General features: G+C 38.4%; 15 protein-coding genes. 10 read left to right on the plus strand and 5 right to left on the minus strand.

Annotated features, from left to right (window positions below; translation table 11 throughout):
• Nucleotides 1-7: 7 nt before the first annotated feature.
• The 4 genes from BLW31_RS03660 to BLW31_RS03675 all read right to left on the minus strand — a co-directional run bounded on the left by BLW31_RS03660 (nucleotide 8) and on the right by BLW31_RS03675 (nucleotide 7454).
• Entirely contained in the window at nucleotides 8-1030 is a 1023-nt protein-coding gene (locus BLW31_RS03660; protein ID WP_008765826.1) for an endo-beta-N-acetylglucosaminidase, read from the minus strand.
• A 26-nt stretch (nucleotides 1031-1056) separates the two neighbouring features.
• Complete coding sequence (locus BLW31_RS03665) at nucleotides 1057-2640, minus strand: SusD/RagB family nutrient-binding outer membrane lipoprotein (protein ID WP_010537898.1); 1584 nt, start codon at nucleotides 2638-2640, stop codon at nucleotides 1057-1059.
• Between the two features lie 8 nt (nucleotides 2641-2648).
• Entirely contained in the window at nucleotides 2649-5465 is a 2817-nt protein-coding gene (locus tag BLW31_RS03670) for a SusC/RagA family TonB-linked outer membrane protein (protein ID WP_074759458.1), read from the minus strand.
• 747 nt (nucleotides 5466-6212) lie between these two features.
• Nucleotides 6213-7454 (minus strand): site-specific integrase, encoded by a 1242-nt coding sequence (locus BLW31_RS03675; RefSeq protein ID WP_010537895.1) that lies wholly within the window; start codon nucleotides 7452-7454, stop codon nucleotides 6213-6215.
• A gap of 368 nt (nucleotides 7455-7822) precedes the next feature.
• On the opposite strand from BLW31_RS03675, the gene BLW31_RS03680 reads away from it, so the two are divergent.
• The 10 genes from BLW31_RS03680 to BLW31_RS03725 all read left to right on the plus strand — a co-directional run bounded on the left by BLW31_RS03680 (nucleotide 7823) and on the right by BLW31_RS03725 (nucleotide 25388).
• Nucleotides 7823-11116, plus strand: a complete 3294-nt coding sequence (locus tag BLW31_RS03680) for a TonB-dependent receptor (protein WP_074759459.1) — start codon at nucleotides 7823-7825, stop codon at nucleotides 11114-11116.
• A 20-nt stretch (nucleotides 11117-11136) separates the two neighbouring features.
• Entirely contained in the window at nucleotides 11137-12777 is a 1641-nt protein-coding gene (locus tag BLW31_RS03685; protein ID WP_010537893.1) for a SusD/RagB family nutrient-binding outer membrane lipoprotein, read from the plus strand.
• 31 nt (nucleotides 12778-12808) lie between these two features.
• The gene (locus BLW31_RS03690) at nucleotides 12809-13903 is read left to right on the plus strand and encodes an endo-beta-N-acetylglucosaminidase (protein WP_008761680.1); all 1095 of its coding nucleotides are present in this window, start codon (nucleotides 12809-12811) and stop codon (nucleotides 13901-13903) included.
• An 18-nt stretch (nucleotides 13904-13921) separates the two neighbouring features.
• On the plus strand, nucleotides 13922-15103 hold the full coding sequence (locus tag BLW31_RS03695) for a DUF1735 and LamG domain-containing protein (RefSeq protein WP_008765829.1): 1182 nt from the start codon (nucleotides 13922-13924) through the stop codon (nucleotides 15101-15103).
• 189 nt (nucleotides 15104-15292) lie between these two features.
• Entirely contained in the window at nucleotides 15293-18115 is a 2823-nt protein-coding gene (locus BLW31_RS03700; RefSeq protein WP_074759461.1) for a SusC/RagA family TonB-linked outer membrane protein, read from the plus strand.
• Between the two features lie 18 nt (nucleotides 18116-18133).
• A complete protein-coding gene (locus BLW31_RS03705; protein ID WP_010537891.1) occupies nucleotides 18134-19675 on the plus strand; it encodes a SusD/RagB family nutrient-binding outer membrane lipoprotein in 1542 nt (513 codons plus the stop codon).
• Between the two features lie 24 nt (nucleotides 19676-19699).
• The gene (locus tag BLW31_RS03710) at nucleotides 19700-20827 is read left to right on the plus strand and encodes a glycoside hydrolase family 18 (protein ID WP_022301083.1); all 1128 of its coding nucleotides are present in this window, start codon (nucleotides 19700-19702) and stop codon (nucleotides 20825-20827) included.
• Nucleotides 20828-20833: 6 nt separating this feature from the next.
• Nucleotides 20834-22015, plus strand: coding sequence for a DUF1735 and LamG domain-containing protein (locus tag BLW31_RS03715; RefSeq protein ID WP_010537889.1), 1182 nt, complete (start codon nucleotides 20834-20836; stop codon nucleotides 22013-22015).
• A 16-nt stretch (nucleotides 22016-22031) separates the two neighbouring features.
• Nucleotides 22032-22940, plus strand: coding sequence for a DUF4999 domain-containing protein (locus BLW31_RS03720; protein ID WP_010537888.1), 909 nt, complete (start codon nucleotides 22032-22034; stop codon nucleotides 22938-22940).
• 126 nt (nucleotides 22941-23066) lie between these two features.
• Complete coding sequence (locus BLW31_RS03725) at nucleotides 23067-25388, plus strand: glycoside hydrolase family 20 protein (RefSeq protein ID WP_010537887.1); 2322 nt, start codon at nucleotides 23067-23069, stop codon at nucleotides 25386-25388.
• A gap of 103 nt (nucleotides 25389-25491) precedes the next feature.
• Here the strand turns inward: BLW31_RS03725 and BLW31_RS03730 are convergent, their stop codons facing one another.
• Nucleotides 25492-26484 (minus strand): FecR family protein, encoded by a 993-nt coding sequence (locus tag BLW31_RS03730; protein WP_010537886.1) that lies wholly within the window; start codon nucleotides 26482-26484, stop codon nucleotides 25492-25494.
• Nucleotides 26485-26567 lie beyond the last annotated feature (83 nt).

The raw sequence follows: 26567 nt of genomic DNA on the forward strand, positions 1-26567 counted from the left end.
CTTTCTTTTAGTTATTAATAGGAGGATTCTGTGCAGCAATAGCTGCACGCACTGTGGGATAATCAGGATTTCCAGGATAATCATACTCAATATGATAAGCCCCCATACCTGCATGTTCTATTCCACAAGCCGGATGATAGCTCTGTTGCTCGGTAAAGTAATGCTTATCCACTGCTCTTTCAAAAGTTGCAGTCACAATAGATTTCCCCATAGCTTCTTTAAAGACATTAGGGTGACTTCTACGTACAGCTTCAAAGAAAGAATCCAATCCAGAATGTCCTAGTTCATAGGTCTGCCAAGCTATATAATCAAGACTTAGAACTGTTTCCTCTGAAAGCACTTCATAAAAGCTCAACCAACCTGCACCACCAGGGATATCAGCAACCAACATTTTCCCCGTCTTATCAAACTCCTCACGTAAAGTCTTCATAAACGCATTGGGTACTGATGGCATACTGGAGTTCATTAAAGTCCCCCAATCCTCAATATCATAATCAAATCCATCGATATTATATTTGTTACATGTATCTACAATAGCAAGTGCATATTTCTTAGCAGCCTCAATGCAAGATTGCTCATCTTTAGGATCAAAGCCCCAAAACGCTTCCTTCACTGCATCATCGTTACCCCCCGGTGTGAGATTATCACCAATATCTCCTGCGCGCCAACAAAGCACTGCTCTGGAACCCTTAGCCTGAAAGTCTTTTAAATCAGCCTGTTGCTCAACCGTCAGATTTCCCCAACAGAGCCAAAGGCTCACAAAATCCGTACTGTCCGGTAATCCACATAAAGCATATTGCATGGAAGAACCTCCCTTACCTGCCCAGTTACCAAACCAGCCAAACATAATCTTATGTGGAGAGTTAAAATAATCCTTCAAATTATTTTCATAACCTTGCGTAGGAGGTTCATAATAATCTTTCGCCTCTATGTCGGTCCAATCACTACATGCGATATTTAAGAATCCCTGCGAAAAAAAGAGAGAAATTCCTATTCCGTATATTATTTTTTTCAATTTGCTCGTTTTCATAATAAAAATTATTTTAACGTTCTGATTTAATTTTTCTTAGCCCACCAAAGATCTGTGGCAGAGTTATCTGCACCACCTAACATTGATACAGCTGCTTTCACATTTGCATTATTCGTATTATATTCTGACTGAGGGAAAGGCAAACGACGCATACCACGTTGTACTGTCACTCCGTCTGTATTCAGATTATTCACGATAGGAAATAGTTTAGGATAACCTGTACGACGAATGTCAGCCCACGTTTCCCAACCATTCGGAAAATTGGCAATCCACTTCTGAATCAAAATACGCTCCAAATTCTCTGTAACACTTGCTGATTCATTATATTTCGGAGTTATAGTTGACACTGCTGCTATATCCTTACCTGAATCCGAAGGGTCACTGTAAGCAGCAGGAACCTTTTCACTTTTCAAATAATCGCCAATAGTAGCTTTACGTTCTTCCATAGACACTGTCACTCCTGCGTCATAGAGTTCTTTGGGAGTTCCTCCCATATTCCATTTATACATCAATGCAGCTTCTGCACGTAAAAAATAAGCTTCAGACGCAGACATAATGAGCAATTCATCATCTATACCAATATTCAGGCGGGAGAATTTTGTATAATTTGCCTGAGTTGTAGCACTTTGGTAAATACCATTTCGCACTCCTATTTGTCCTCCACCGATAGAAGCATCTGCTTCTGATGCATATTTAGCCAAACGAGGATCATTATAACCGCTTAAATATGAAGTGATATTAGCACTGATACGAATTTCATTCCATGAAGAAGTAACACGATAATATGGATTCATACCGTCATTATATTTACTATATGCAGCATCTGATGCAGATGTCATCACACCAATTACATCAGAAACAGCTTCTTCTGCTTTCTCCTTGGCAAGTGCTGGAGAAACACTAGAAATGCGCATTGCCATACGAAGCTTTAAAGAATTGGCAAATTTCACCCATTTGTTAAAATCTCCATTAAATACAAGATCGTATTCTGATAAAGAACTCATATCTTCATTACCTAACACAGCTACTTTAAAAGCAGAAATCGCTTCATCCAAATCATCAAACATGTGTTTATAAAGATCCTCCATATTGTCATATTCTACAGTAAAAGCAGTTCCTGTAATTTGAGAATAAGGAATCGGTCCATAACAATCACTAATTTTAAGTGAAGCTGCCACACGAAGAATCTGTGCCCATTGATAAGCCAATCCTTTGCCATCAGAAAGATCACGTATCTGGAAATATCCGGTATAAATCTGTGGCATAGTAGTATCAAACATATTTCCATACCACCCAACTCTTGGATTGTAAGTATAATAATTACCTCCATTACCCCATTGGGCGATACAAGTAATTTCTCCACCATATTCAGATCCAATCATCTGATCCAACATCTGTGAATTGTTCTGTTGTCCTTGTACTAATGCAGGAATCATGCTTTTAATCAATGATCCAGTGATTGCATTATCACCCAGCATCTGGTCAGGCTTAGGTCCAAAAGGATTTGTATTGTACTCTTCAAATTTATCGGTACAACCTGTTGCTAGTGCTACTAACAAAGTACACACAGACAGTTTTGCAAACTTCTTTATTATCTTATTCTTTTTCATAATCTAAACTAGAATGTTAGTTTGACATTAAATCCGAGACTTCTCAAACTAGGTTGTTGAAAATAGTCAACCCCCTGATAGAAATTACTAGTGACAGAAGATGTACTTTCCGGATCATAAGGTGCTTTACAATAAATCATCCATAAATTCTTTCCTGTAAGCCCCAGTGTCATATTTACATGATTTTTGAACCATGTTTTAGGAAGTTGGTAGCTCAAGCTCAGTTCAGAAAGGCGAATATTCGTTGCACTATATGTATAATAAGTACCAACAGCGGTAGTTACTTTACTATAATATTCCTCAGCATCCACTTTACTGTCTCCAACCCATACACCGCCTGCCTGACGAGCAACTGCAGAACTTTCAGATACACCATATTTATCAATCATGGCTTGTGTATCCGATACAACTAATCCTCCAAAACGCCCGGTGAATGCAAATCCAAGATTCCATCCCTTCCAAGCAACACTACCATTCCATCCCAAATAATATTTAGGAAGAATAGAGCCAACCTTGCGGTATTCCGTATTTTCAATAGCCAAACTTCCATTAGAGGGGTCTTTCCAAATATATCCATTAGGAGACTGACGCAAACGCTGATTGATATAAATATCTCCCATTGATCCGTTTTCATAGAGTCTTAAAGTCGGACCACCACTAGTTCCCAATGTTCCTTTTGAGTAATACTCCATTTCGATAGCTTCGCCGGTTTCCGGATTGATGGCACCATTCGCTAAACTAACGATCTTGTTTTGATTAAGAGTGTAAGTGAAATTTGTAGATACCTTCACTTTATCAAATGTATCAGAATATCCTAAAGCCAGCTCAATACCCTGATTCTGAATATTACCAGTCTGCACAATATTATTCTTATATCCAGATGAAGCCGATGCATCAACATAGAATGTCTGATTGAAGGTATTAGAACGATAGAAGGTCATATCTAAATTAATACGGTTGCCAAGGAATTTAGCATTGACGCCTAGTTCCCATGATTTTGTATTTTCTGGTTTCAGATTAGTATTATAATGACTTGCAGGATATTCATATGTATTTGTTTGCTCATTATAAGTATATTGCATTTGGGTAAGGTATCGATTAGGGGAAGAAGCGACCTCCGCCCACGAACCACGAACTTTCAAATAAGAAATAGCTTTTGGTAGCTTTACAGATTCACTAACAAGCCATGACAGACCAACAGACGGATAAAAGTAGGAACCTTTGCTGGTAAAAGCTAATTGAGATGCCCAGTCATTACGCCCAGTGACAGTCAAATACAATTGATGATTCCATCCTAATTCTGCACTTGCAAAAACACTTTGTACTTGATCATGCCATTTTGATTCATTACGCTTGGAAGTATTGACATTAATATTGCCATAATGGAAGAAATTAGGAATTTGCTCCAATCCTCCTTTTAGATACATAGCATCTTCCTGAATATCATTAATAGAAGCACCAACAGTTGCATTCAATGAAAGTTTGTCATCAAAGAAATTCTTATTTATGCTAGCCATTACATCAGCATAAACAGACCGATCATTTTGTTTAGTATGTCCATAATAACCTTTAGAACTACTTTCTGTAAAAGTACCTCGTGTACTAGCATAATACTTTTCATAACTATCGCTATCTGAATTATCCACACGTACTCGCCCTGTTACATTCACCCAATCTGTTATATCCCATTTCAGACTAGCATTAAACATATAACGACGTTTAGAAAGCTCATTCTGCATTCGATTCATAATCCAATATGGGTTTTGCATATCCAAATCAGTACCAAATATAGATTCCGGCCAATATTGTACCATAAGGTTTCGAGCCTCACTATAGCGTTCATACATCTGTACTTCCTGAAAGTTTTCACCTCGTGGAAAAAGATAAAGAGATACCAAGGGATTAAAATATTGTCCACTACCTACCATATTCTTATTATTTTGAATAATATATTGAGCTCCCAAATCAAGACTCAACTTATTATCACAGAATTTAGCGGTATTACGAATAGAGAAATTATAGCGGTTATAAGCATTATTAGGTAAGATACCTGTAGAGTTTGTAGTAGAGACAGATGCGTAAGTTTGATTTTGTTCAGTACCAGTGGTCAACGTGAAACCATTCATCTCCGTCATTCCCGTATTGAAGAAGTCAGATGGATCAAAGTTGCTAGGAGTATCCATCAAGCTCCCCCAACTGCCTAACTCTCCTTCACGATTACCATAAATATTCTGAAACTTCGGCATCATCATCGGAGATGAAAAACTTGTACTATTACTATAAGAAATTTGCACTTTTCCTACAGTACCTTTTTTAGTAGTAATAAGAATAACTCCATTAGAAGCATCCGAACCATACAAGGCTGCAGCGGAAGGTCCTGTTAAAATTGTCATGCTCTCAATATCTTCAGGATTAATATCAGCTACGCTATTAGATCCTGGCTGTTTGTTCATCGTACCTCCAGCATTATCTCCTGAATTTACATTAAACATTGGAATACCATCAATAACATAAAGTGCATTATCATTTTTCTCCAAAGACTTTGTACCACGCATAACTACACGAGCCGCAGCCCCAGCACCGGCTGAAGAAGCATTTATTGTTACGCCAGCTACTTTTCCTGATAAAGCATTAATAAAGTTAGCATCCTTTATATTAGTCAATTCATCTCCCTTTACTTGCTGTACATTATAACTCAACGCTTTTTGTTCACGTTTGATACCCAACGCAGTAACTACTACTTCTTCTAATGTCTGAGTATCTTCTCCCATCACAACCTTTAGGGGTTGGGCGTTGGCAAGCGTGATTGATTGGGAGTAATGAATTTATAGCTCTTTTCATATTTCTTTATGTTCTATTTTTAAGAATAGCCAAGTGGTCAAAGTCTATGAAATCTAATAAATAGCAAAAAAAATGTATAATTTATTGCGAGATTATGCGATGTATTTGCATAAAATAATCGCTTAGTGCATAAAAATGTCATCTTCCATTCCATGAAAGAGCTTTAAAACATATGAACGAGCCAGTCGTTGGTTTAAAAGGAACGGCATTTTGGTTTTAAAGGAAACATCAATTCCTTTAAAACCAAGATAAATATGAGTACTTTGAAAGAACTTTTTCTCTATTTGGTTTATTTTTTCGTCTGATTCTGAAATGACAATATGATTCTACATATTGTTATTTATATTATAATGTCTGTGTTTTGCACGATTTAATAACCATATAATTATTAATAACGTTTATTTAAATCATGCCGTTGAAAATAAATTGAGAATACAAGCTTTATTTCTAATTCTTATATAGTTTAATGTAATATATTACATTATAGGTACATTAAATATGCATTTTTTTAAGAATGTGCTGATTTTACTGATTTCATGTTTTCTATTGTTTATAAAATGCGACATTACAAGATATGATTAGCCGTATGGCTAATCATATCTTGTAATGATATTAGACACAATGAGATTTTTCTATAATTCATCATATTATCGTATACTCATTTATTTTATGCCTATGCAATAAACACAAAAAGTAGCGTTGTGCATACAATTTGCATGCACCATTCAAATTTACATTTTATGATCGAAATTAGTCAGTAGTCGGGCATTTCTAATCCTCTCTTCCTTTTCAAAACATGCTAAATAATTCTCAGTAACAGCTAAATTGGAGTGACCAAGACTTTCGGAAATATAAGAGGTTTTGGCTCCACCACGTTTTAATACTGTCGCAAATGAATGTCTTGCTGTATAAGTGGTCAACTGAGCAATACCTGTACCTTGGGCTATTTTCTTTAACTTTCTATTACATTTAGTAACGATACGACGCACTAATCTGATCTTTTCAAAAGCATCTTCATCCCCTTTGGCATATTTGAAAATGTAGGTCTGCGGACTTACATTGGGGTTTCCCCACTTATGAATGATATCCCACATCTCAGGAGTTATAGTAGCACGTATTTCTTTACTATGTTTAGTTGTCCTGGATGTTTTGGAACGTATAAAACAAATTTCTCCATCTACAATATTTGAGTACTGGAGAAATAACAGATCCATAAAATTAATTCCATTACATAAATAAGAGAAGAACCATAAATCACGAAATTCCTCTAATTCATTGGTAGAATCTTGGAAAGACATGACTCTCTTTATCTCAGGGAGAGTGAGAGCTAGTTTTCGACCATGTCCTTCTGGTATTTCATATTTATTCTTTCCAAAAGGAAATGATGATTCTTTCAATATTCCATCTCGTACAGCACGGTTTAATATGCACTTTAAGGTTCGAAAATAAATACTCACGCTTGAATAGCTTTTACCGTTAGAAATCCAAAAACGTTCACAGTGCTTCAGCCACTCCACTGTTATTCTGTCTAATGGAATATTGGTACCACCAAAACTTTCTAAACTCTTCAAGGCACTTCGATAATTTAAAAATGTACTTGCCTGCTCATTATCCTCTAATTCCTTCATCTTTAATTCGAAAGCTGTACGCAAATTAATTTCTTTCGTATGCCTTCCAAGTCTAATACTTAATATTTCAAAACTAAATTCTCCTTTTTGGATAAGTTCGCTGACTTGTTGTTTTATAATAGAAAAACTACTTTCTATATCAGCTCTTACCTCCATTAATAACTGACTTTTTGCCTTTAACAATCTATCCCAGTCTTCTTTTGACAATTCTTTCCCCGTAGAATAATATTTCTGTTTTCTCCGAAATACTACCTGAACTTTAACTGGAAATAATCCATTAATTTTAGCTCTTCTGATGTCTAATATGGTCAATACAGAAACTCCATCTTTTGAATATTTGAACATAAAATGATGCTTTATATCTATCTGTTATTTGAATATATGCAAATTGCATGCAAATGTAATAAATTGAATAGTTTTTCAGAATTACTTAATGCTCTATTTATCAAATGATTATGTACTTATTTTTCAAAAAAATGCTTAGCCTAACCATTTTTTACGAAAAAAAATCTTATTTTCGTTTAGTATGGTTGCAGTATTAAATGTATTACTGATGAATAAGCGCTTATGAAAAATCATTTTTAGTGTAACCTTTAAATTTATAAATATGAGAAACAGAGATACATAGATCCTTTGTATGAGTGGCGGTTATATTTTTTATCCGCACATGTTTGTTAACTACCTAAAAACTATTTCTAATTAAAAAGAATAAGATGAAAGAAATTATAAAACACAAGTTTCCATACTTGTTATTTTTCCTTTTATTGTTTTCGAGTTTTGCCTCAGCTTATGGGCAGGAACGAATGATTACCCTTAATCTATCGAAGGTACCTCTAAATACTGCATTGAAAGAGATAGAGAAACAAACTTCAATGTCAGTAGTATACAACACAAATGACGTCGATATTAATCGTGTCATATCTATTAAAGTTTCTAAAGAGTCGCTGACTAATGTTATGGGTCAGTTGTTTAAAGGAACAAATATCAGTTATTCAATAGTCGATAAACATATTGTACTTTCTACTAAGAAAGAAGTAGAACAACAGAAAAAAACACCAATCGTTGCAACAGGAACAGTAACAGATGCACAAGGTGAACCTTTGATTGGAGTTAGTATTCTAGTGAAAGGAACCGCTACTGGTGCAATTACTGATATGGATGGAAATTTCAAAATACAAGCAGCCAAAGGTGATGTATTAGAAATCTCCTATATCGGTTATGCCTCCCAATCAATCACGTTGACCAATGCCCAGCCATTGAAAATAACAATGGGGGAAGATACACAAAAATTGGATGAAGTTGTTGTTACTGCTTTGGGTATCAAACGTTCTGAAAAAGCACTTAGCTATAATGTGCAGAAAGTTAACAATGATGCTTTAACTTCCGTAAAGGATGCTAACTTCGTCAATAGTCTAAACGGAAAAGTGGCTGGTGTGAATATACAACGCAGTGCTTCCGGTGTAGGAGGTAGTACTCGTGTTACAATGCGTGGTAACAAATCTATTAGCGGAGATAACAATGTTCTATATGTAGTTGATGGTGTACCAATTGGTAATCAAGCTGACAGAACTGGCGACGGAACAGGATTCGGAAGCGGCAGAACTTCAGGTGAAGGTATCGCCAATTTCAATCCGGATGATATTGAAAGTGTGTCAGTATTGACTGGACCGTCTGCTGCAGCATTGTATGGAGCAAGTGCAGCAAATGGAGTAATCTTAATCAATACGAAGAAAGGCGAAGCTGGAAAAATGCGTATAGATGTATCTTCTTCAGTAGAGTTTATGACACCGCTCACAATGCCTAAATTCCAAAATAGATATGGAATATCAGGAAACTATTATTCGTGGGGAGATAAACTGGAAAATCAATCATCGTATGATCCTAAAGACTTCTTTGAATTAGGGGCAACCTTTAATAATTCATTTAATCTTTCAACCGGAAACGATAAGAATCAGACTTATTTTTCGATTGCTGCTGTAAATTCTGATGGTATTGTCCCCAATAACAAGTACCACCGTTACAATGTGACATTGAGAAATACTGCTAAATTCTTGAATGATAAGCTGACATTAGATGCATCTGCAAGTTATATACGTGAGTATTATAACAATATGATTTCTTATGGAACTTATTTTAATCCAATTGTTGGCGCATACTTATATCCGCGCGGTGAAGATTTTGAGAAAGAGAAGTATTTTGAACGCTATAATAGTGAACTCGGATATTCTCAACAGCAATGGAGTCCCGGAGATTTTGGTATGGATATACAAAATCCATATTGGATTGCCTATCGTAACATTCGTCCGGAAGTAAAAGACCGTTATATGCTATATGCCTCTTTAAAGTACGATATTACCAACTATTTGAATGTGGCAGGTCGTGTACGTTTAGATAATACCTATACTGAAAAGGAAGATAAACGTTATGCATCTACCATAAACACATATGCTAGTACAAACGGACGCTATACATACTCTAACGAGACGTTTCGACAGAAATATGCAGATATAATGGTAAACTTCGATAAACAGTTTGCTGAAATCTATCATGCTACGATCAATGCAGGAACTTCTTTCGAAGAATATGATACAAAAGGACGTGGATATGGAGGACAGTTACTATTAGTACCGAATAAATTTGTATATAGCAATATAGACCCGACGCAGAGCACCGCAAGTCAAACCGGTGGAGACAGTCGCAGGAGAAATTTTGCTGTATTTGCTTCTGCTGAGGTATCATGGAATTCGGCCTTATACCTAACCTTGACAGGGAGAGCCGATAAGCCTTCTCAATTGGTAAACAGTGATGATCCGTGGATTTTCTATCCTTCAGTTGGTTTGTCTGCCATCATTACTGAACTGTTACCCAATAATATTAAAGAAAAATTAGAGTCAACTTTAGGTTTCCTGAAAGTCAGAGCTTCATATACAGAGGTAGGTTCGCCGATCCCTTATACAGGATTAACTCCCGGAACACTCACTCACGAACTTGAAGGAGGAACCTTTAAACCTTTTAAATATTATCCGATTTCCAATCTGAAAGCTGAAAGAACTCGTTCTTATGAAGTAGGTCTTGATTCCAAATGGTTTAATAATACAATAACTTTCGGAGTTACGTATTATCATTCAAATACATATAATCAGTTACTGAAAGCTACATTGGGTAGTAATTTTGAATATATGTTTGTACAAGCTGGTAATGTCCAGAATAGAGGACTTGAATTAAGTTTAGGATTTGACAAGAAATTTGGTAATTTTAATTATAGTACAACGTTCACTGCAACGACAAATAAAAATAAAATTATCCAATTGGCACGCGATGTCTTGAATCCGGTAACAAATACCTTGATAGATTTAACGGATATTCAGGTTGGGCGTTTCCGTTTGAGAGAAGGAGGAGAAATTGGTACTGTATATGCAAATGAATGGCTAAAAAGAGATGGTGATAATTATGTAGACTATCAGCCAGGTCAAGCATTAACTACAGAAACCACCACACCCTACAAGCTAGGTAGCGTGAATCCTAAATGGAATTTGGGATGGCAGCATGGATTTAGTTACAAAGGATTTAATCTTAACTTGTTGTTCACAGCTCGTATTGGAGGAATCGTAATATCTAAAACACAAGCTATGTTAGACAGATATGGAGTATCTGAAGCATCAGCAGATGCACGTGATGCAGGTGGTGTATCATTAGGATATTTCAAAGTTGATCCAAAAACTTATTATGATGCAGTTTCTAATTTGGATGCCTACTATACATACTCAGCAACTAATGTGAGATTGCAGGAAGCCAGACTAACTTATACTTTCCCCAATAAATGGTTTAAAGGAACTGTTAATAATTTGAGCTTGTCAGTATACGGTACTAATTTATGGATGATATACAATAAGGCCCCTTATGATCCTGAACTAACAGCTTCCACTGGTACTTTTGGTCAAGGATACGATTATTTTATGTTACCCAGCCAGTCTACTTATGGATTGAGTTTGAAATTTGGATTCTAAAATAAATAAAGGAATTGAATATGAAAAAATATATAATTCTGCTTTTGGCACTTTGTTCTATGTCAGCTTGTGATTATGAAGCTGTCAATACCAATCCTTACGGTGTCTCCGATGGGGAATTAGGTCCTCTTAAATATGGTGCCCGTTTCATGAATATGCAGCAAAGAGTGATCCCTATAGGTTCACCTAGTTTGACAACTGGACCTGGAAATGATTTACAAAATACTGATTTGATATCTTCCGGTAACTATATTGGTTATTTTGGCAATAATAATAATTGGGGATTTAATAATGAGGCTAATTGGAATTTTACAGATAGTAGAATGAATTATGCATATCAGAACTTTTACTCGCAAATCTTTTTGCCCTGGAATGAAATATATGAAATCGCTAAAGATTCGGATTCCCCATCAGAACAAGCTATATTGGAGATTGCTAATATTGTCAGAAATATAGCATGGTTGCGAGCTACAGACGTTTTTGGTCCTATTGCTTATAACTCAGCAGGTGATGGAAGTATTGCGCCAAAATTCGACAGCCAGGAAGTTGTTTACAGAAGCATGCTGGCTGATTTGTCAAAATCAGTAGAATTGCTGAACACAATATCTTATAGTGTGATGGGCCAGTACGATTTGATATACAATGGCAATGTTCAAAACTGGGTAAAACTGGCTAACTCATTAATGTTGAGAATAGCTGTCAGAGTACATTTTATAGATGAGACTTTGGCTAAAGAATATATTACGAAAGCATTAGATCCTAAAAATGGCGGTGTTATCGAAGATATTTCAAGTGAAGCAAAGATCAAAAGTTCAGACAAAATGCCATTGCTGAATTCAATGTTAGCATCTGTCAATGAATATAACGAAACAAGAATGGGCGCCACTATTTGGGGATATTTGGACGGATATAAAGACCCTAGGTTAAGTGCATATTTTACTGAAGGAACATATGGATCTGGCAGTTGGGCGCAAACAGGTTATTTTCCGGTTGCACCGACGAATAGTAAATCTAAATCGGAAACCTCATATTCTGCAAAATTTGCATCGCGTCCGAAAGTAGACTCCAATTCTCCTTTATATTGGTTCAGAGCATCCGAAACTTATTTTCTGAAAGCAGAAGCTGCTCTCTACAATTTGATAGGTGGTGACCCCAGAACGTTCTATGAACAAGGAATAAATATTTCATTTCAAGAGCAAGGAGTCAGTGGAGTTGCCACATACCTGTCAGGAACAGGTAAACCAACCGGACTCACTGGTAGTAATTACAAATATGGCACTTATAACCATGATTTAAGCATTGGAAATACTTCACCCAAATGGGATGATTACACAGGAAATTTGAGTAAGCAAGAAGAACAGTTACAGAAAATTATTACGCAAAAATATCTGGCACTATATCCGAACGCTGTGGAAGCCTGGACCGAATATCGCAGAACCGGTTTCCCATATTTAATGAAACCTATGGATGAAGCTGCTCCTGGAAGAATTGGCGCCTCAATAGAAGATTGCAGAGTTCCTGAACGCTTTAGATTTGCTCCTACAGCCTATAATTCCAATCCTAATATGGCTGAAATTCCAACATTGCTGGGAGGTGGAGATATAGGAGCTACTAAATTATGGTGGGTACGTTCAAACAGGCCCAAACAACCTAATCAGTAATAATGATATTCATTTTTAAGAAAAGAAAATTATGAAATTATTAAAGTATTTGTGTATAGGTATATCTGCCTTAAGTATACTAAGCTGTTCTGACTGGACATCTGAAGAAAGAGAGGTTTTTGAGAATCAAGAAGGAATGCACCGTCTGATTCCCCTAATAGAAGCCCAAACCGAAGAAGATCTTACACCGACCATGCGTGAATATTTCGCTCAAATAAGAGAATATAGAAAAACTCCTCATGTGAAAGGCTTTGGTTGGTTTGGTAACTGGACTGGAAAAGGAAACAACGCTCAAAATTATTTGAAGATGTTACCCGATAGTGTAGATTTTGTATCTCTCTGGGGAACAAGAGGTTACCTTTCTGATGAACAGAAAGCAGATTTGAAATTCTTCCAGGAAGTGAAAGGAGGAAAGGCATTATTATGTTGGATTATTCAAGATTTGGGAGATCAGCTGACTCCTAAAGGATTGAATGCAACGCAATATTGGGTAGAAGAAAAGGGACAAGGAAACTTCATTGAAGGAGTAAAAGCATATGCAAATGCTATTTGTGATAGTATTGAAAAGTACAATCTTGATGGTTTTGATATTGACTACGAACCTGGATATGGACATTCCGGAACTTTAGCAAACTACCAGACAATCAGTCCTAGCGGTAATAATAAGATGCAGGTTTTCATTGAAACTTTAAGTGCCCGCCTACGTCCTGCTGGAAGAATGTTAGTTATGGATGGTCAGCCGGATCTCTTATCTACAGAAACTTCAAAATTGGTTGATCATTACATCTATCAGGCATACTGGGAATCAAGTACTAGTTCTGTAATTTATAAAATAAATAAACCGAATCTGGACGACTGGGAGCGTAAAACAATTATTACCGTTGAATTTGAACAAGGGTGGAAAACTGGTGGCATAACTTATTATACAAGTGTGCGTCCTGAATTGAACAGTATGGAAGGGAATCAGATTCTTGACTATGCAACACTCGATTTGCCCAGTGGTAAGAGAATAGGTGGTATAGGTACTTATCATATGGAGTATGACTACCCGAATGACCCTCCTTACAAATGGTTGAGAAAAGCCTTGTATTTTGGTAATCAGGTATATCCTGGTAAGTTCGATTAATATTAAAGAATGACTATTATGAAAAAGAATATTTATTTAGCTGTTCTGTTATTCTTAACAGGTTGTCAAAATGAGTTATATAAAAATCCTTTGGATGATTTTCAAAGTGAGCAAGGAGTATATATAGCTAATAACAGCGTATTACAAAGCTTTGTGGAAGAAGGCAAAGATGTGGAAATTAAAGGGCTGCAAGTAGCTTTAGCTGTTCAAGATACTAAAGAAATAAAAGTTACATTGGAGGCTGGTAATCAAGCTCAGTTAGATGCTTATAATGCTAAAAATGGAACTAACTATATAGTACTTCCTAAAGAGATGTATGAGATCTCACAGAAAATAACATTTATGCCTCTTTATGCAATGATGGATGTTCCTATTTCTTTGAAGAATGTAAAATTCTCACTAGAAGGTAACTATGCTTTGCCTATACGTATTACAGGAGGTGACGTGAATATTATCAGAGGGCAAGAAGAGACTTTACTTGTACTTGAGCAAAGAGTGAATACAAAAGCGCTCCGGATAAGTACAAGTGGAAGTGGTTCGGGGAGCGAGGATGATAAAATGTTCCCTAACGATTTCAAAGTTGATCAATGGACAATGGAAGTTATGGTCAATAGGGCTAGTTACAAAAGTAACAATCGTTCTATTTGTGGAACTAAATTGGTTGCCAATGCTGGTCCTATGGATGAGATTTATACTCGTTTCGGTGATGTAACTATTAACCCTAATCAATTACAAATTAAGACGGGAAGCTCTCAGATTGATGTTCCCGCTGACAAATTCTCTGCACAGCCTGACACTTGGTATATGTTAGCTTTCGTATATGATGGTCAAAAGAATTATGTATACGTGAACGGAGTGCTGGTTGCTGACCGGGAAATCAGAACAGGTCCTTATGGATTGATTGGCTTTTGGATTGGTGGTTCAAACGAGCTGATTCGTGAGGTTCGTTTTTGGAAAACGGCCAGAACTTCGCAAGAGATAGCTTCGAATATATGGAAGATGGTAAATCCTGACGATGACAATTTACTGCTTTATTATCCATTGAATGGGAAGAAGAGGGATAGTGCTACCGGAGAAATTACAGAGGATGAGACTCTGCTTTGGGACTGGAGTAAGAATGGTAAGAATTTACCCAAGCCATCAAGTTATTCTTTTGATGATAACAAAGGGAACGGGTTTATATTCCCACCGCAAGAATAGCAACAAACTACAATAAATTGTACATATAGAAAAGGCTGCCTTTGGAATGAGGCAGCCTTTGTTTTTACTATACATTGTAAATAATAACAACATAAATAAAGAGACAGAACTATCCACTCAACAATTCATATATTTACACAAATATATGAATTATCAAATACAAATATTAATGGTTATATTTAGTATGAGATGTTCTTCTCTCATACTACTCCGCATATCTCCCAATCAATCACGCTTGCCAACGCCCAACCCCTAAAAGTCACAATGGGTGAAGACACGCAAACCTTGGACGAAGTAGTAGTTACTGCGTTGGGTATCAAGCGTGAACAAAAAACGTTGAGTTATAATGTACAGCAAGTAAAGGGAGAAACTTTAACAGCGGTGAAAGATGCCAACTTTATCAATTCGCTTGCAGGTAAAGTAGCCGGTGTGCAGATAAGCAGCGGTGCTACAGGTGCCGGTGGTGCTACACGTGTTGTAATGCGTGGTATGAAGTCATTGACCAAGAATAACAATGCTTTATATGTGATTGACGGTGTACCTATGTTTAACACTGGTTCAAGTGGTGGTGACGGTCAGTACGGATCAATGGGTGGTTCTGATGCAGTAGCAGACTTAAACCCGGACGATATAGAAAGTATAAGTATGATGACCGGACCGTCAGCTGCTGCCCTTTATGGCTCTGCCGCAGCCAATGGAGTAGTCCTGGTTAACACAAAGAAAGGGAAAAAAGAAAAGATATCACTTACTGTTTCCAATAGTACGACCTTCTCCAAGGCATATATTATGCCTGAGATGCAGAACAGATACGGAACAAGTTCAGGCTTGTTCAGCTGGGGAGATCTGACAGATAAAAGATATGATCCGAAAGACTTCTTCAATACCGGTAGTAATATCATAAACTCCATTACATTATCGACAGGAAGCGATAAAAATCAGACTTACTTCTCAGCTTCTACGACAAATTCAGATGGTATTTTGCCCAATAACAGCTACAACCGCTATAACTTTACCGCACGTAATACTACTAACTTCCTGAATGATAAGTTGACACTGGATATCGGTGCACAATACATCATACAGAATAATACCAACATGGTATCTCAGGGACAATACTACAACCCCCTACCCGCTTTGTATCTATTTCCACGCGGAGATAATTTTGATGAAATTCGTCTGTACGAACGTTACGATACAAATTACGGATTCATGAAACAATACTGGCCTTATGGCGACGGTGGATTGTCATTGCAGAATCCATACTGGACTCAAAACCGTATCAGACGTACCTCTGACAAAAAGCGTTATATGTTGAATGCCTCCCTAAAATGGAAAATTACAGACTGGTTAAATATCACCGGACGCGTAAATCTGGATAATTCGGACTATCGTAACAAAACAGAGAAATATGCTTCAACGCTTGCTACTTTCTGTTCTGTTAACGGTGGCTTTGAAGATGCTATGCGCCAGGAACGTTCTTTATATACTGACGTACTGGCTACTGTTGATAAAACATTCGGAGATTTCCGTCTAAATACCAATATCGGTATGTCACTTTATCACACTTCCATGCAGACAATCGGCTTTGCAGGTGACCTAATAATCCCTAACTTCTTTGCACTGAATAATATTAATTACGCTGCAAACTATAAACCACTACCGGACGGATACGATGACGAAGTACAAAGTATATTCGCTAATGTCGAATTAGGATGGAGAAGTCAACTTTACCTCACGTTGACCGGACGTAATGATTGGGATTCCAAACTGGCTTTCTCCAATCAGTCTTCATACTTCTACCCATCTGTCGGCTTATCGGCTGTACTGACAGAAATGTTTGCTCTGCCTAAAATCATATCTTATGCAAAAGTACGTGGGTCTTACACTGTTGTAGCCTCTTCTTTCGACCGTTACCTGACTAACCCGGGATATGAATACAACAGCCAGACTCATAACTGGGCAAACCCGACAGTTTATCCAATGAATAATCTGAAACCAGAAAAGACCAAATCATGGGAAATCGGTTTGAATTTAAAATTTTGGGAAAATCGCTTTAATCTGGACGCAACCTATTATCGTTCCAATACTTTGAACCAAACATTTAAAGTAGATATTCCTTCTTCCTCCGGATATAATAAGGCTATTGTACAAACTGGTAACGTACAAAATCAGGGAATTGAGCTGGCACTTGGCTTTACTGACGAATGGGGAGGATTCAGATGGGCCTCAAATGCTACATTCACCCTAAACCGTAATAAAGTGAAACGTCTGGCAGGTGGTAGCACCAATCCCGTAACAGGCGAACTGATTGACATGCCGAACATGCCTGTAGGATGGCTCGGTAAAGAGAATGTGGCTCCCCGGGTGATCTTAACAGAAGGAGGTACAATGACTGATATCTATGTATACAATGAATTGACCAAAGATAATAACGGAAACATAAAAGTAGATTCTCAAACCGGAGGACTTAGCATGCATACAGCAGAGACTCCTACCAAAGTCGGAAACTTGAATGCCAACTATAATTTAGGATGGACAAACAATTTCACATATAAAGGTATCAATCTGGGAGTCGTTCTTTCCGCACGTGTAGGTGGGTTGGCATATTCAGCCACACAAGGTGTTCTTGACTACTATGGTGTATCAAGTATTACAGCCAATGCGCGTGACAATAAAGGTGTACCAATGAATAACGGAAAAGTCGATACACAGAAATACTTTCAGACTATCGGTACCGGTGAAGGTGGTTATGGAAGATATTATTTATACAGTGCTACCAATGTCCGCCTCCAGGAACTTAGCCTTAGTTATACACTTCCCAAGAAATGGCTGAACAATGTCGCCAACGTGACTTTCGGTCTTGTGGGACGTAACCTGTGGATGATCTATTGTAAAGCACCGTTTGACCCAGAGTTGTCAGCTTCTACGTCAAGTAATTACTATATGAATGTGGATTACTTTATGCAACCGAGCATGCGCAATATAGGATTTAATGTGAAAGTACAATTCTAAATTAATGAGAAAATTATTATGAAGAAATATCTAAGAAATATAACAGTCGGTACTGCTTTGGCATTAGTTGCCGGGAGTTGTACTGGTAATTTTGAAGAATACAACACCAATCAATTCCAGATTCATGAAGCTGATCCTTCTACTTTGATGAAGTCAATGATTGAAACGATTGTAAACATTCAGCAGAATGACTCACAGATGATGGATCAGATGGTAGGTCAACTAGGAGGCTATCTGACATGTGCGAATGTATGGAGTGGTACTAATTTCGGCACATTCAATCAAAGCGATGCCTGGAATGCAGGTCCCTGGAATACCAATTTCGAGAAAATATACGGTAATTTCTTTCAGATACAGGAAGCAACCAATGAAAGCGGTCATTATTATGCTTTTGCACGTATGATACGGGCCATAACTATGTTGCGTGTTGCCGATTGTTACGGTCCGATGCCTTACAGCCAAGTGAAAAAAGGTAACTTCTATGTAGCTTATGACACAGAAGAACAAGTCTACAAGAATATAATGGAAGACTTTGCAAGTGCTGCAAACGTACTCTACAACTATTATAAAGACACTAATGGTAATGCCCCTCTCGCCAGCAACGACCCCGTATTCAGCGGCAATTATGCCAATTGGGCAAGATTAGCAAATTCTATGCGACTAAGAGTTGCTATCCGCATTAGCACAGCATATCCGGAGATGGCAAAAGAGAACGCAGAAGCTGCTGTAGCTCATGAAGCCGGGTTGATTGAAGCGAATAATGACAATGCTATGATGGATTGCGGCTCACAGACAAACCCATACCAATTGGCTGCTGTAAGTTGGGGTGATTTGCGTGTTAACGCTAATATCGTTGATTACATGAATGGCTACAACGATCCACGTATGTCTAAGTATTTTAATCATTCAACTTTCACTGGTCATACTCAGGAATATGTGGGTATGCGTTCCGGAGAAGATGGTTTTGCCAAAAGTGACGTTGCAGGTTATTCTATACCGGCTATTGCAGGTACTTCCAAGCTACTGGTATTCTGCGCTGCCGAAACTGCATTCCTTCGTGCAGAAGGCAAATTAAAGAACTGGTCTGTAGGCAGCAAATCAGCTAAAGAGTACTATGAAGAAGGAATCAAACTCTCCATGGAACAATACGGAACAACGATGCCTGACAACTATCTGACCAATACGGAAAAACCGGTTGTATCACATAATAATGATCCCAGAGGTCATGCATACACCATCTCCAACACAGTTGCTGTTGCCTGGAATGACAATGAAGAAGAAAATCTTCAACGTATCATTACTCAGAAATGGATAGCCAACTATCCATTGGGACTAGAAGCATGGGCTGAATACCGCCGCACCGGTTATCCAGAGCTCTATCCTTGCATCGATAATCTGTCTCCATCCGGAGTAGATAGCAAACGAGGTATGCGTCGCCTGAGATTCCCTTATACGGAAGTACAGAACAATCATAATAACTACCAGCAAGGTGTCTCGTATCTGAGAAATGGTGGTCCGGACAATGAAGCCACAGATTTGTCATGGGGAAAAACAAATTAATATAACCTCCTAACTAAAGTTAATATGAAAAAGAATTATTTACTATATTTTTTATTGTTAGCATTGAGCACCCCGATATGGGTGAGTTGTAATGACTGGACAGAATCAGAAGCGAAAGATTACTTCGAAGGTCCCTCTGAAGAATATTATGCAGCCTTGCGTGCATATAAAAAGTCTGATCATCCAAAAGCTTTCGGATGGTTCGGCAACTGGACAGGCGAAGGTGCTTCATTGGTTAATAGCATGGCGGGAATACCTGATAGCGTAGACGTTGTATCTATTTGGGGAAACTGGTCGAATATCACAGAAGCACAAAAGAAAGACCTTCAATTCTGCCAGCAGGTAAAAGGAACTCGTTTCACTATGTGCTTTATTATCACTTCCGTAGGTACACAGATCACTCCGCAACATATATATGACAATTGGGAATCAATGGGATTTGCCAGTCAACAGGAGGCTGTAAATGACTTCTGGGGGTGGCCTTCCGATGAGTCCAATAAAGAGGCAGTTGAAGCATCCATCCGCAAATATGCGAGTGCAATTGCTGATACAATCAATAAATATGGATATGACGGTTTTGACATTGACTACGAACCCAATTATGGTAATTCGGGTAACATTGTAGACGATGATGACAGAATGTTCATATTTGTAGACGAACTTGGCAAATACTTCGGTCCTAAATCCGGAACCGGCAAGTTATTGATCATCGACGGCGAACCACAAAGTATAAAGAACAGACCCGATGTAGGTCCTTACTTTGATTACTTTATCATTCAGGCCTATAAACCCGGTAATGACAACAACCTGGACAAACGACTGATTGATGGCGGTGTGGCAGGTCCGGGACTTGTTCAGACCTACGGCAGTGTAATGTCCGAAGAACAAATCACAAAAATGACCATCATGACCGAAAACTTTGAAGCCGTAGATGCTGCAATGGATGGTGGATATCCTTATATCGACCGTTATGGTAACAGCATGAAATCCTTGGAAGGAATGGCACGCTGGCAACCGAAAAACGGTTTCCGTAAAGGCGGAGTAGGAAGCTATCATATGGAAGCGGAGTATCCGACAAACCCGGAATACAAGAATCTACGCAAAGCTATTCAAATTATGAATCCTTCTACCAAACCGTTAATTAAATATTAATTCACTATGAAACAGATTAAGAACATAAGAAACTTCTTGCTGATATCGCTTATTGCAGGCGGTACATGGATTGGCTGTGATGATGCGAATTATAGCACATTGGATACACATGTCTTTTTCGAAGAAGCTTTAACTGCATCAAGCACTAAAGTGACTGTCATGGGCAGCGGTGAAACTAATGTGACTCTGAATGCTCATATCAGCAATACACAACAAAAAGATAACAGCTACAGCCTGACAATAGATCAGGCGGCTCTTGACGCATACAACAAAGCTAATGGTACCAACTATATCGCATTGCCGGAAACTCATTACACCCTTCCGGACAATATAACGATAAAGGCAGGTGCCTATAACGCAGATCCCATTTCCATACACATTAAAGCATTCTCTGAAGAGATGAACGCATCCGGCGAATCATATGCTTTACCTGTGCGTTTGGTAGCTAAACAGGGCAGCATTGACGTAATGCCCGTTACCGGCAGTCTGGTGATTCTGGCCAATAGCATAATGGAATTCTCTGCTCCACAGTTTGTCGGAAGCACAGAACTCGTAGCCAAGAAATTCTCAGAAGCTCCCGAAACTTACAATGAATTTACTGTCGAAGTACGTTTCCAGGTCAGCAATACCGCCAATCGTAACCGTGCAGTATTCAGCACATCCGGTAGCGACGGTAAGAGCTTGTTATTACGTTTCGAAGACCCGCAAAGCGATAATAATGACCACAAGGCTCACTCATTGGTTCAGATTCAGACTCACGAAACCTATCTGAATCCGACCTACTCTTTCGAACCTAATAAGTGGCAACACCTTGCTGTGACATACAATGGTTCCAAATATCGTATCTACATTAACGGTAAAGACGGAGGCTCAAAAGACGTTGCCGGCGGACCTTGTATATTTGGTAGTATGAGTTGGTTTAGTGGCGGTAGCTGGTGGAGCGGATGTAAGATATTGGTGAGCGAAGCTCGTATTTGGTCCGTATGCCGGTCGGAAATTCAGATTCAGAATAACATGACTATCACAAGCCCGAAATCTCCGGGATTAGAAGCTTATTGGAGATTCAATGAAGGTAAAGGTAATGTATTTGAAGATGCTACCGGCAAAGGACATACTATTACCACAACAGTCACTCCAGTGTGGATAGATAAGATTCTGTCTACGGATGAAGCTACTCCATGGAAATAAAATTAATATAATTACTATGAATAAAGTATTTCAATCTATAATCATTGCGCTCATGAGTGCAATGATTCCCTTCTTCTCATCTTGCAGTGATGATGATTCGGTTAATGAATGGGATATGAGTTACGTTTCTTTATTACCGGCAGATTATTTGCAGCCGACTCCTTCATTCACACTGAAACATGTTGAAGAAGAAGGTATTGAAGGCAGTGTTGAGTTTCAGTTTATGGCTACAACACAAAAAGCCATTGCTCAGGATATAAATGTGCGCTACAGTGTTACTTGTGATGGAATTGATGCAGACAAGATCAATCTGAGTGATAAAAATCTAGTGATAAAAGGTGGTTCTACAGCCTCAGAGCCGATTACCTTAAGTATTACAGACTGGAAGTATCTGGAAAGCACCAAAGAAGCCCTTGACTATACGTTGAAAATCAAGATCACAGATATTGAGTCTACATCGTCGGAAGTCGCAAATGCAGCATATTATCAGGAAATCATCCTGAAAATCTCTAAAACTGCAGAAAAGAAAAAAGAAAGTGTATTGCTGACCAATGCCAAAGACTGGATATTCACCTTTATAGAAGGAGTAGAAAATGCAGAATCAAACTCCGTTGCAGGAACAGGAAGCAATGACGTTGCCACGAATGGAGTACCTTTTTGGCTGACAGTTGACTTTAAAGAAGTAAAAACAGTCACAGGTATTCAAACTACCCATTGGGGAGCCGGATATGCTCCTTCAAAAGTGGAAATATTCTCCTCTGAAAATGGAGACAAGTGGACGTCTATCGGACAATGGGACACGAAAGGAAGAAACCAAACCATTACTTTTGATGAACGGATTAAGACACGTTACCTGAAATATCAGATGGTTACTGTTCCCAGCCGTGTAGATATCACAAAATTCTATATCTATGCATGGGAATAAACATGTGGAATAAGTTTTCCATCAATTAAAAAACAGACAAGAGCAAACTTACAAGGAAAATGTATAAGTTTGCTCTTGTTTTATATAGAGCTAAAATCAACCTTTGACAAACATAAATTAGATAAAATGAGAAAACATCATCTATTAGGAGCTATTCTTTTATGCGGTGGGTTATTTTCCTGTTCTTCAGAAGTCATCCAACAGGCAAATTATGAAATCATTCCTCTGCCCCAGGAAATCAAAATCAGTACTGGTAATTTTGTACTGAACGACCGGACTTCTATTGTTTATCCGAAAGGCAACGATGAAATGCAGCAAAATGCCAACCTACTGGCGACATACATTCGTCAGATGTCCGGCAAAAAGCTGAAAGTTATCGATGAACAGATTACATCGAACGTTATTACATTAACAACGGGACTGAATACAGACAATGCTGAAGCATACCAGTTGAAAGTAACTCCGGATAATATAATTATTAGGGGAGCCTCAGAAGCTGGTACTTTTTATGGTATACAGACATTACGAAAGTCACTTCCGGCAACAAACAAAGGAGATATAAGCCTTCCTGGTGTCGAAATTAACGACTATCCACGTTTCTCCTATCGCGGAGTACATTTAGACGTTTCACGCCACTTCTTCCCTATCGACTCCATTAAACGTTTCATTGATATGATGGCCTTACATAATATCAATCGTCTGCACTGGCATCTGACAGATGATCAGGGATGGAGAATCGAAATAAAAAAACGTCCGGAACTCACGACTATAGGTTCCAAACGTTCAGCAACAGTCATCGGGCACAATTCCGGAGAATACGACGACGTTCCCTATAGTGGATTTTACACACAAGACGAAGCCAAAGATATTGTAAGATATGCCCAAGAACGCCATATCACGGTAATACCGGAAATAGATCTTCCGGGACACATGCAAGCCGCACTTGCTGCTTATCCCGAATTGGGTTGTACAGGCGGTCCTTATGAAGTATGGAAAATGTGGGGAGTATCGGAGGACGTGTTATGTGCGGGAAATGACAAGACTCTGCTATTTATAGAAGACGTTTTAAGTGAAATGGTAGATATCTTCCCTTCCGAATATATTCACGTTGGCGGAGATGAATGCCCGAAGATACGCTGGGAAAAGTGTCCAAAATGTCAGGCACGTATCAAAGAACTAAGATTGAAAGCCGATAAAAATCATACAGCCGAACAGAAACTACAGAGTTACATCATCAATTATGCGGAGCAGTTCCTTAACGGTAAAGGACGTCGGATCATCGGCTGGGAAGAGATACTGGAGGGAGGATTGGCACCTAATGCCACTGTCATGTCATGGAGAGGTATAGAAGGAGGAATTGAAGCTGTAAAACACAAACACGACGCGATCATGACTCCCAGTTTATTCCTGTACTTCGACTACTATCAGACCATGGATACAGACAATGAACCACCTGCCATTGGCGGATATGTACCTTTGGAAAAAGTATATAGCTACGAACCGGTACCTCAGACACTCACTTCCGAAGAAGCAAAATACATCGTAGGAGTACAAGCCAATTTATGGACGGAATATATTCCTACTTACAGCCAAGTAGAATATATGGAATTACCCCGTATGGCTGCATTATCAGAAGTACAATGGACTATGCCGGAGAAGAAAGACTATGCAGATTTCCTGAAACGATTGCCCGGACTGATTACCATCTATGATCTGAACTACTATAATTATGCCAAACATATTTTTCAAGTAAAATCCCAATACATTCCTGACACAAAAGCCAATATACTGAATGTGGTCCTATCTACTATTGATAATGCTCCGATTTATTATACCCTCGATGGCAATGAGCCTACTGCCGGTTCCAACGTATATACAGATACGTTGAGAATTAATCAAAGCTGCACATTGAAAGCAATCACCATCCGTCCAAACGGTACAAGTACAGTGTTGAAAGAGGAAGTTAAATTCAATAAAGCTACTATGAAGCCAGTAACGATGCTACAGCCCATCAATGAAAAGTATAAATTCGAAGGAAAAAACACACTAATTGACGGGTTGGCAGGCAGCAGAAATTATCGTACCGGACGATGGATTGCATTCTATCAGAATGACCTTGAAGCAGTAATTGATTTACAGCAGGAGACTCCGATAAGCAAAGCATGGGTACGCACTTATGCCGAAATAGGAGAAGAAATTCTCGATTTGCGCGAACTTTCCGTAGCCATATCAAACGATGGGAAAGGATACAAAGAAATAAAATCTGAAGTTTACCCTGTTGCCAGTAAGGAAGATAGAAATGGTATTTATACCCATGAACTATCTTTTGATACAGTGCAGGCACATTATGTGAAAATAACAGCCCGACCGGAATATGACATACCGACATGGCACTGGGGAAAAGGAAGACCCGCATTTATATTCGTAGATGAAATAGGGTTGGAATAAAACCTAAGAAAAGAGTTGCTGTTAAAGGATCTCCGATAAGTTCAAATAAAAAAGGTATGCCATTCAGCGACATACCTTTTTTAAACATTCTCTCTATATCTCTTTATTTTTTAGACAATCGAATAATCCGCCCTTCCTTCTTATAACTGAAGTGATTTGTATGCATCAACACATTCAATATCTCGTCTGGAAGATTATCTGTAGAAAATTCGCCGGTAAAACGTTCAACCTTCAAACTCTCGTCATCATACACAAACTTCAAATCATACAGTTTCTCCATGATATTTGTAATCTCCAGCAATGAATGCTGCTTGAATTTCAGCTTTCCGTTAATCCAGAGCAGAACTTCAGTCGGCTCGGCATATTCTATCAATTCAGCCTGATAAGTTGTTGTATTAATGTTCAACGTTTGTCCCGGCTTCAGCAAGTATCCATTATTTACGGTTCGCGGAGATTCCATTCTTACAGAACCTTGCAACAAAGTAGTCACTACCCTATCCTCTTCTTCACGTGCCCGTACATTAAACTTTGTACCCAACACACAGGTCTTAATATGCTTAGTATTAACAATGAAAGGAGCATGCTTATCACGAGCCACCTCAAAATAAGCTTCACCCGACAAATCAATCTGACGATCCGTACTCCAGAAAGAATTACGGTAAATAAGCTTCGTAGATGCATTCAGCCAAACCTTACTACCGTCCGGAAGTACTGTTTGCGCTCTCTGTCCGCCGGTAGTCATCACTGTATAATCAGAAAGTTTATTGGAAAGCAATCCCCACGCAATTCCACCTGCGAAAACAAGACCTGCCAGAAAAGCGGCTGCCGCGGACGCATAATGTCCCCATCGAACCGATATACTTCTTCGCTTGGCTTTTTTCTCCTTTTCACGTACGAGCGACTTAAACTTCGTCAATGAAGCTTCTGTGTCTACAGCATCCATCACTGCCATACGGTCGCCTACAAAAAGGGTATAATAAAGTTGCTCTAGTATTTGTCGGTTTTCCGGTGCTTCTTCACACCACAATTCTACCTGCCGACATTCTTCGTCATTGCTTCCTCCCCGCAAGTAGTTCACCAAGATAGATTCATCCATGTTCAATCATCCTTTTACTATAAAAAAATATAATACCTCTGTTATTAATACAGTTGACAGCGCAAAGATACTAAACTAAAAAA

It is taken from the genome of Bacteroides faecis MAJ27 (assembly GCF_900106755.1).
GTDB classification, from domain to species: Bacteria; Bacteroidota; Bacteroidia; order Bacteroidales; family Bacteroidaceae; genus Bacteroides; species Bacteroides faecis.

Excerpts from the sequence above, each read along its gene's own strand:
- BLW31_RS03705 (WP_010537891.1), top strand. The coding sequence starts at position 18,134 with ATGAAGAAATATCTAAGAAATATAACAGTCGGTACTGCTTTGGCATTA.
- BLW31_RS03680 (WP_074759459.1), top strand. The coding sequence starts at position 7,823 with ATGAAAGAAATTATAAAACACAAGTTTCCATACTTGTTATTTTTCCTT.
- BLW31_RS03720 (WP_010537888.1), top strand. The coding sequence starts at position 22,032 with ATGAATAAAGTATTTCAATCTATAATCATTGCGCTCATGAGTGCAATG.
- BLW31_RS03675 (WP_010537895.1), bottom strand. The coding sequence starts at position 7,454 with ATGTTCAAATATTCAAAAGATGGAGTTTCTGTATTGACCATATTAGAC.
- BLW31_RS03665 (WP_010537898.1), bottom strand. The coding sequence starts at position 2,640 with ATGAAAAAGAATAAGATAATAAAGAAGTTTGCAAAACTGTCTGTGTGT.
- BLW31_RS03690 (WP_008761680.1), top strand. The coding sequence starts at position 12,809 with ATGAAATTATTAAAGTATTTGTGTATAGGTATATCTGCCTTAAGTATA.
- BLW31_RS03710 (WP_022301083.1), top strand. The coding sequence starts at position 19,700 with ATGAAAAAGAATTATTTACTATATTTTTTATTGTTAGCATTGAGCACC.
- BLW31_RS03685 (WP_010537893.1), top strand. The coding sequence starts at position 11,137 with ATGAAAAAATATATAATTCTGCTTTTGGCACTTTGTTCTATGTCAGCT.
- BLW31_RS03660 (WP_008765826.1), bottom strand. The coding sequence starts at position 1,030 with ATGAAAACGAGCAAATTGAAAAAAATAATATACGGAATAGGAATTTCT.
- BLW31_RS03700 (WP_074759461.1), top strand. The coding sequence starts at position 15,293 with ATGTTCTTCTCTCATACTACTCCGCATATCTCCCAATCAATCACGCTT.
- BLW31_RS03695 (WP_008765829.1), top strand. The coding sequence starts at position 13,922 with ATGAAAAAGAATATTTATTTAGCTGTTCTGTTATTCTTAACAGGTTGT.
- BLW31_RS03725 (WP_010537887.1), top strand. The coding sequence starts at position 23,067 with ATGAGAAAACATCATCTATTAGGAGCTATTCTTTTATGCGGTGGGTTA.
- BLW31_RS03730 (WP_010537886.1), bottom strand. The coding sequence starts at position 26,484 with ATGGATGAATCTATCTTGGTGAACTACTTGCGGGGAGGAAGCAATGAC.
- BLW31_RS03715 (WP_010537889.1), top strand. The coding sequence starts at position 20,834 with ATGAAACAGATTAAGAACATAAGAAACTTCTTGCTGATATCGCTTATT.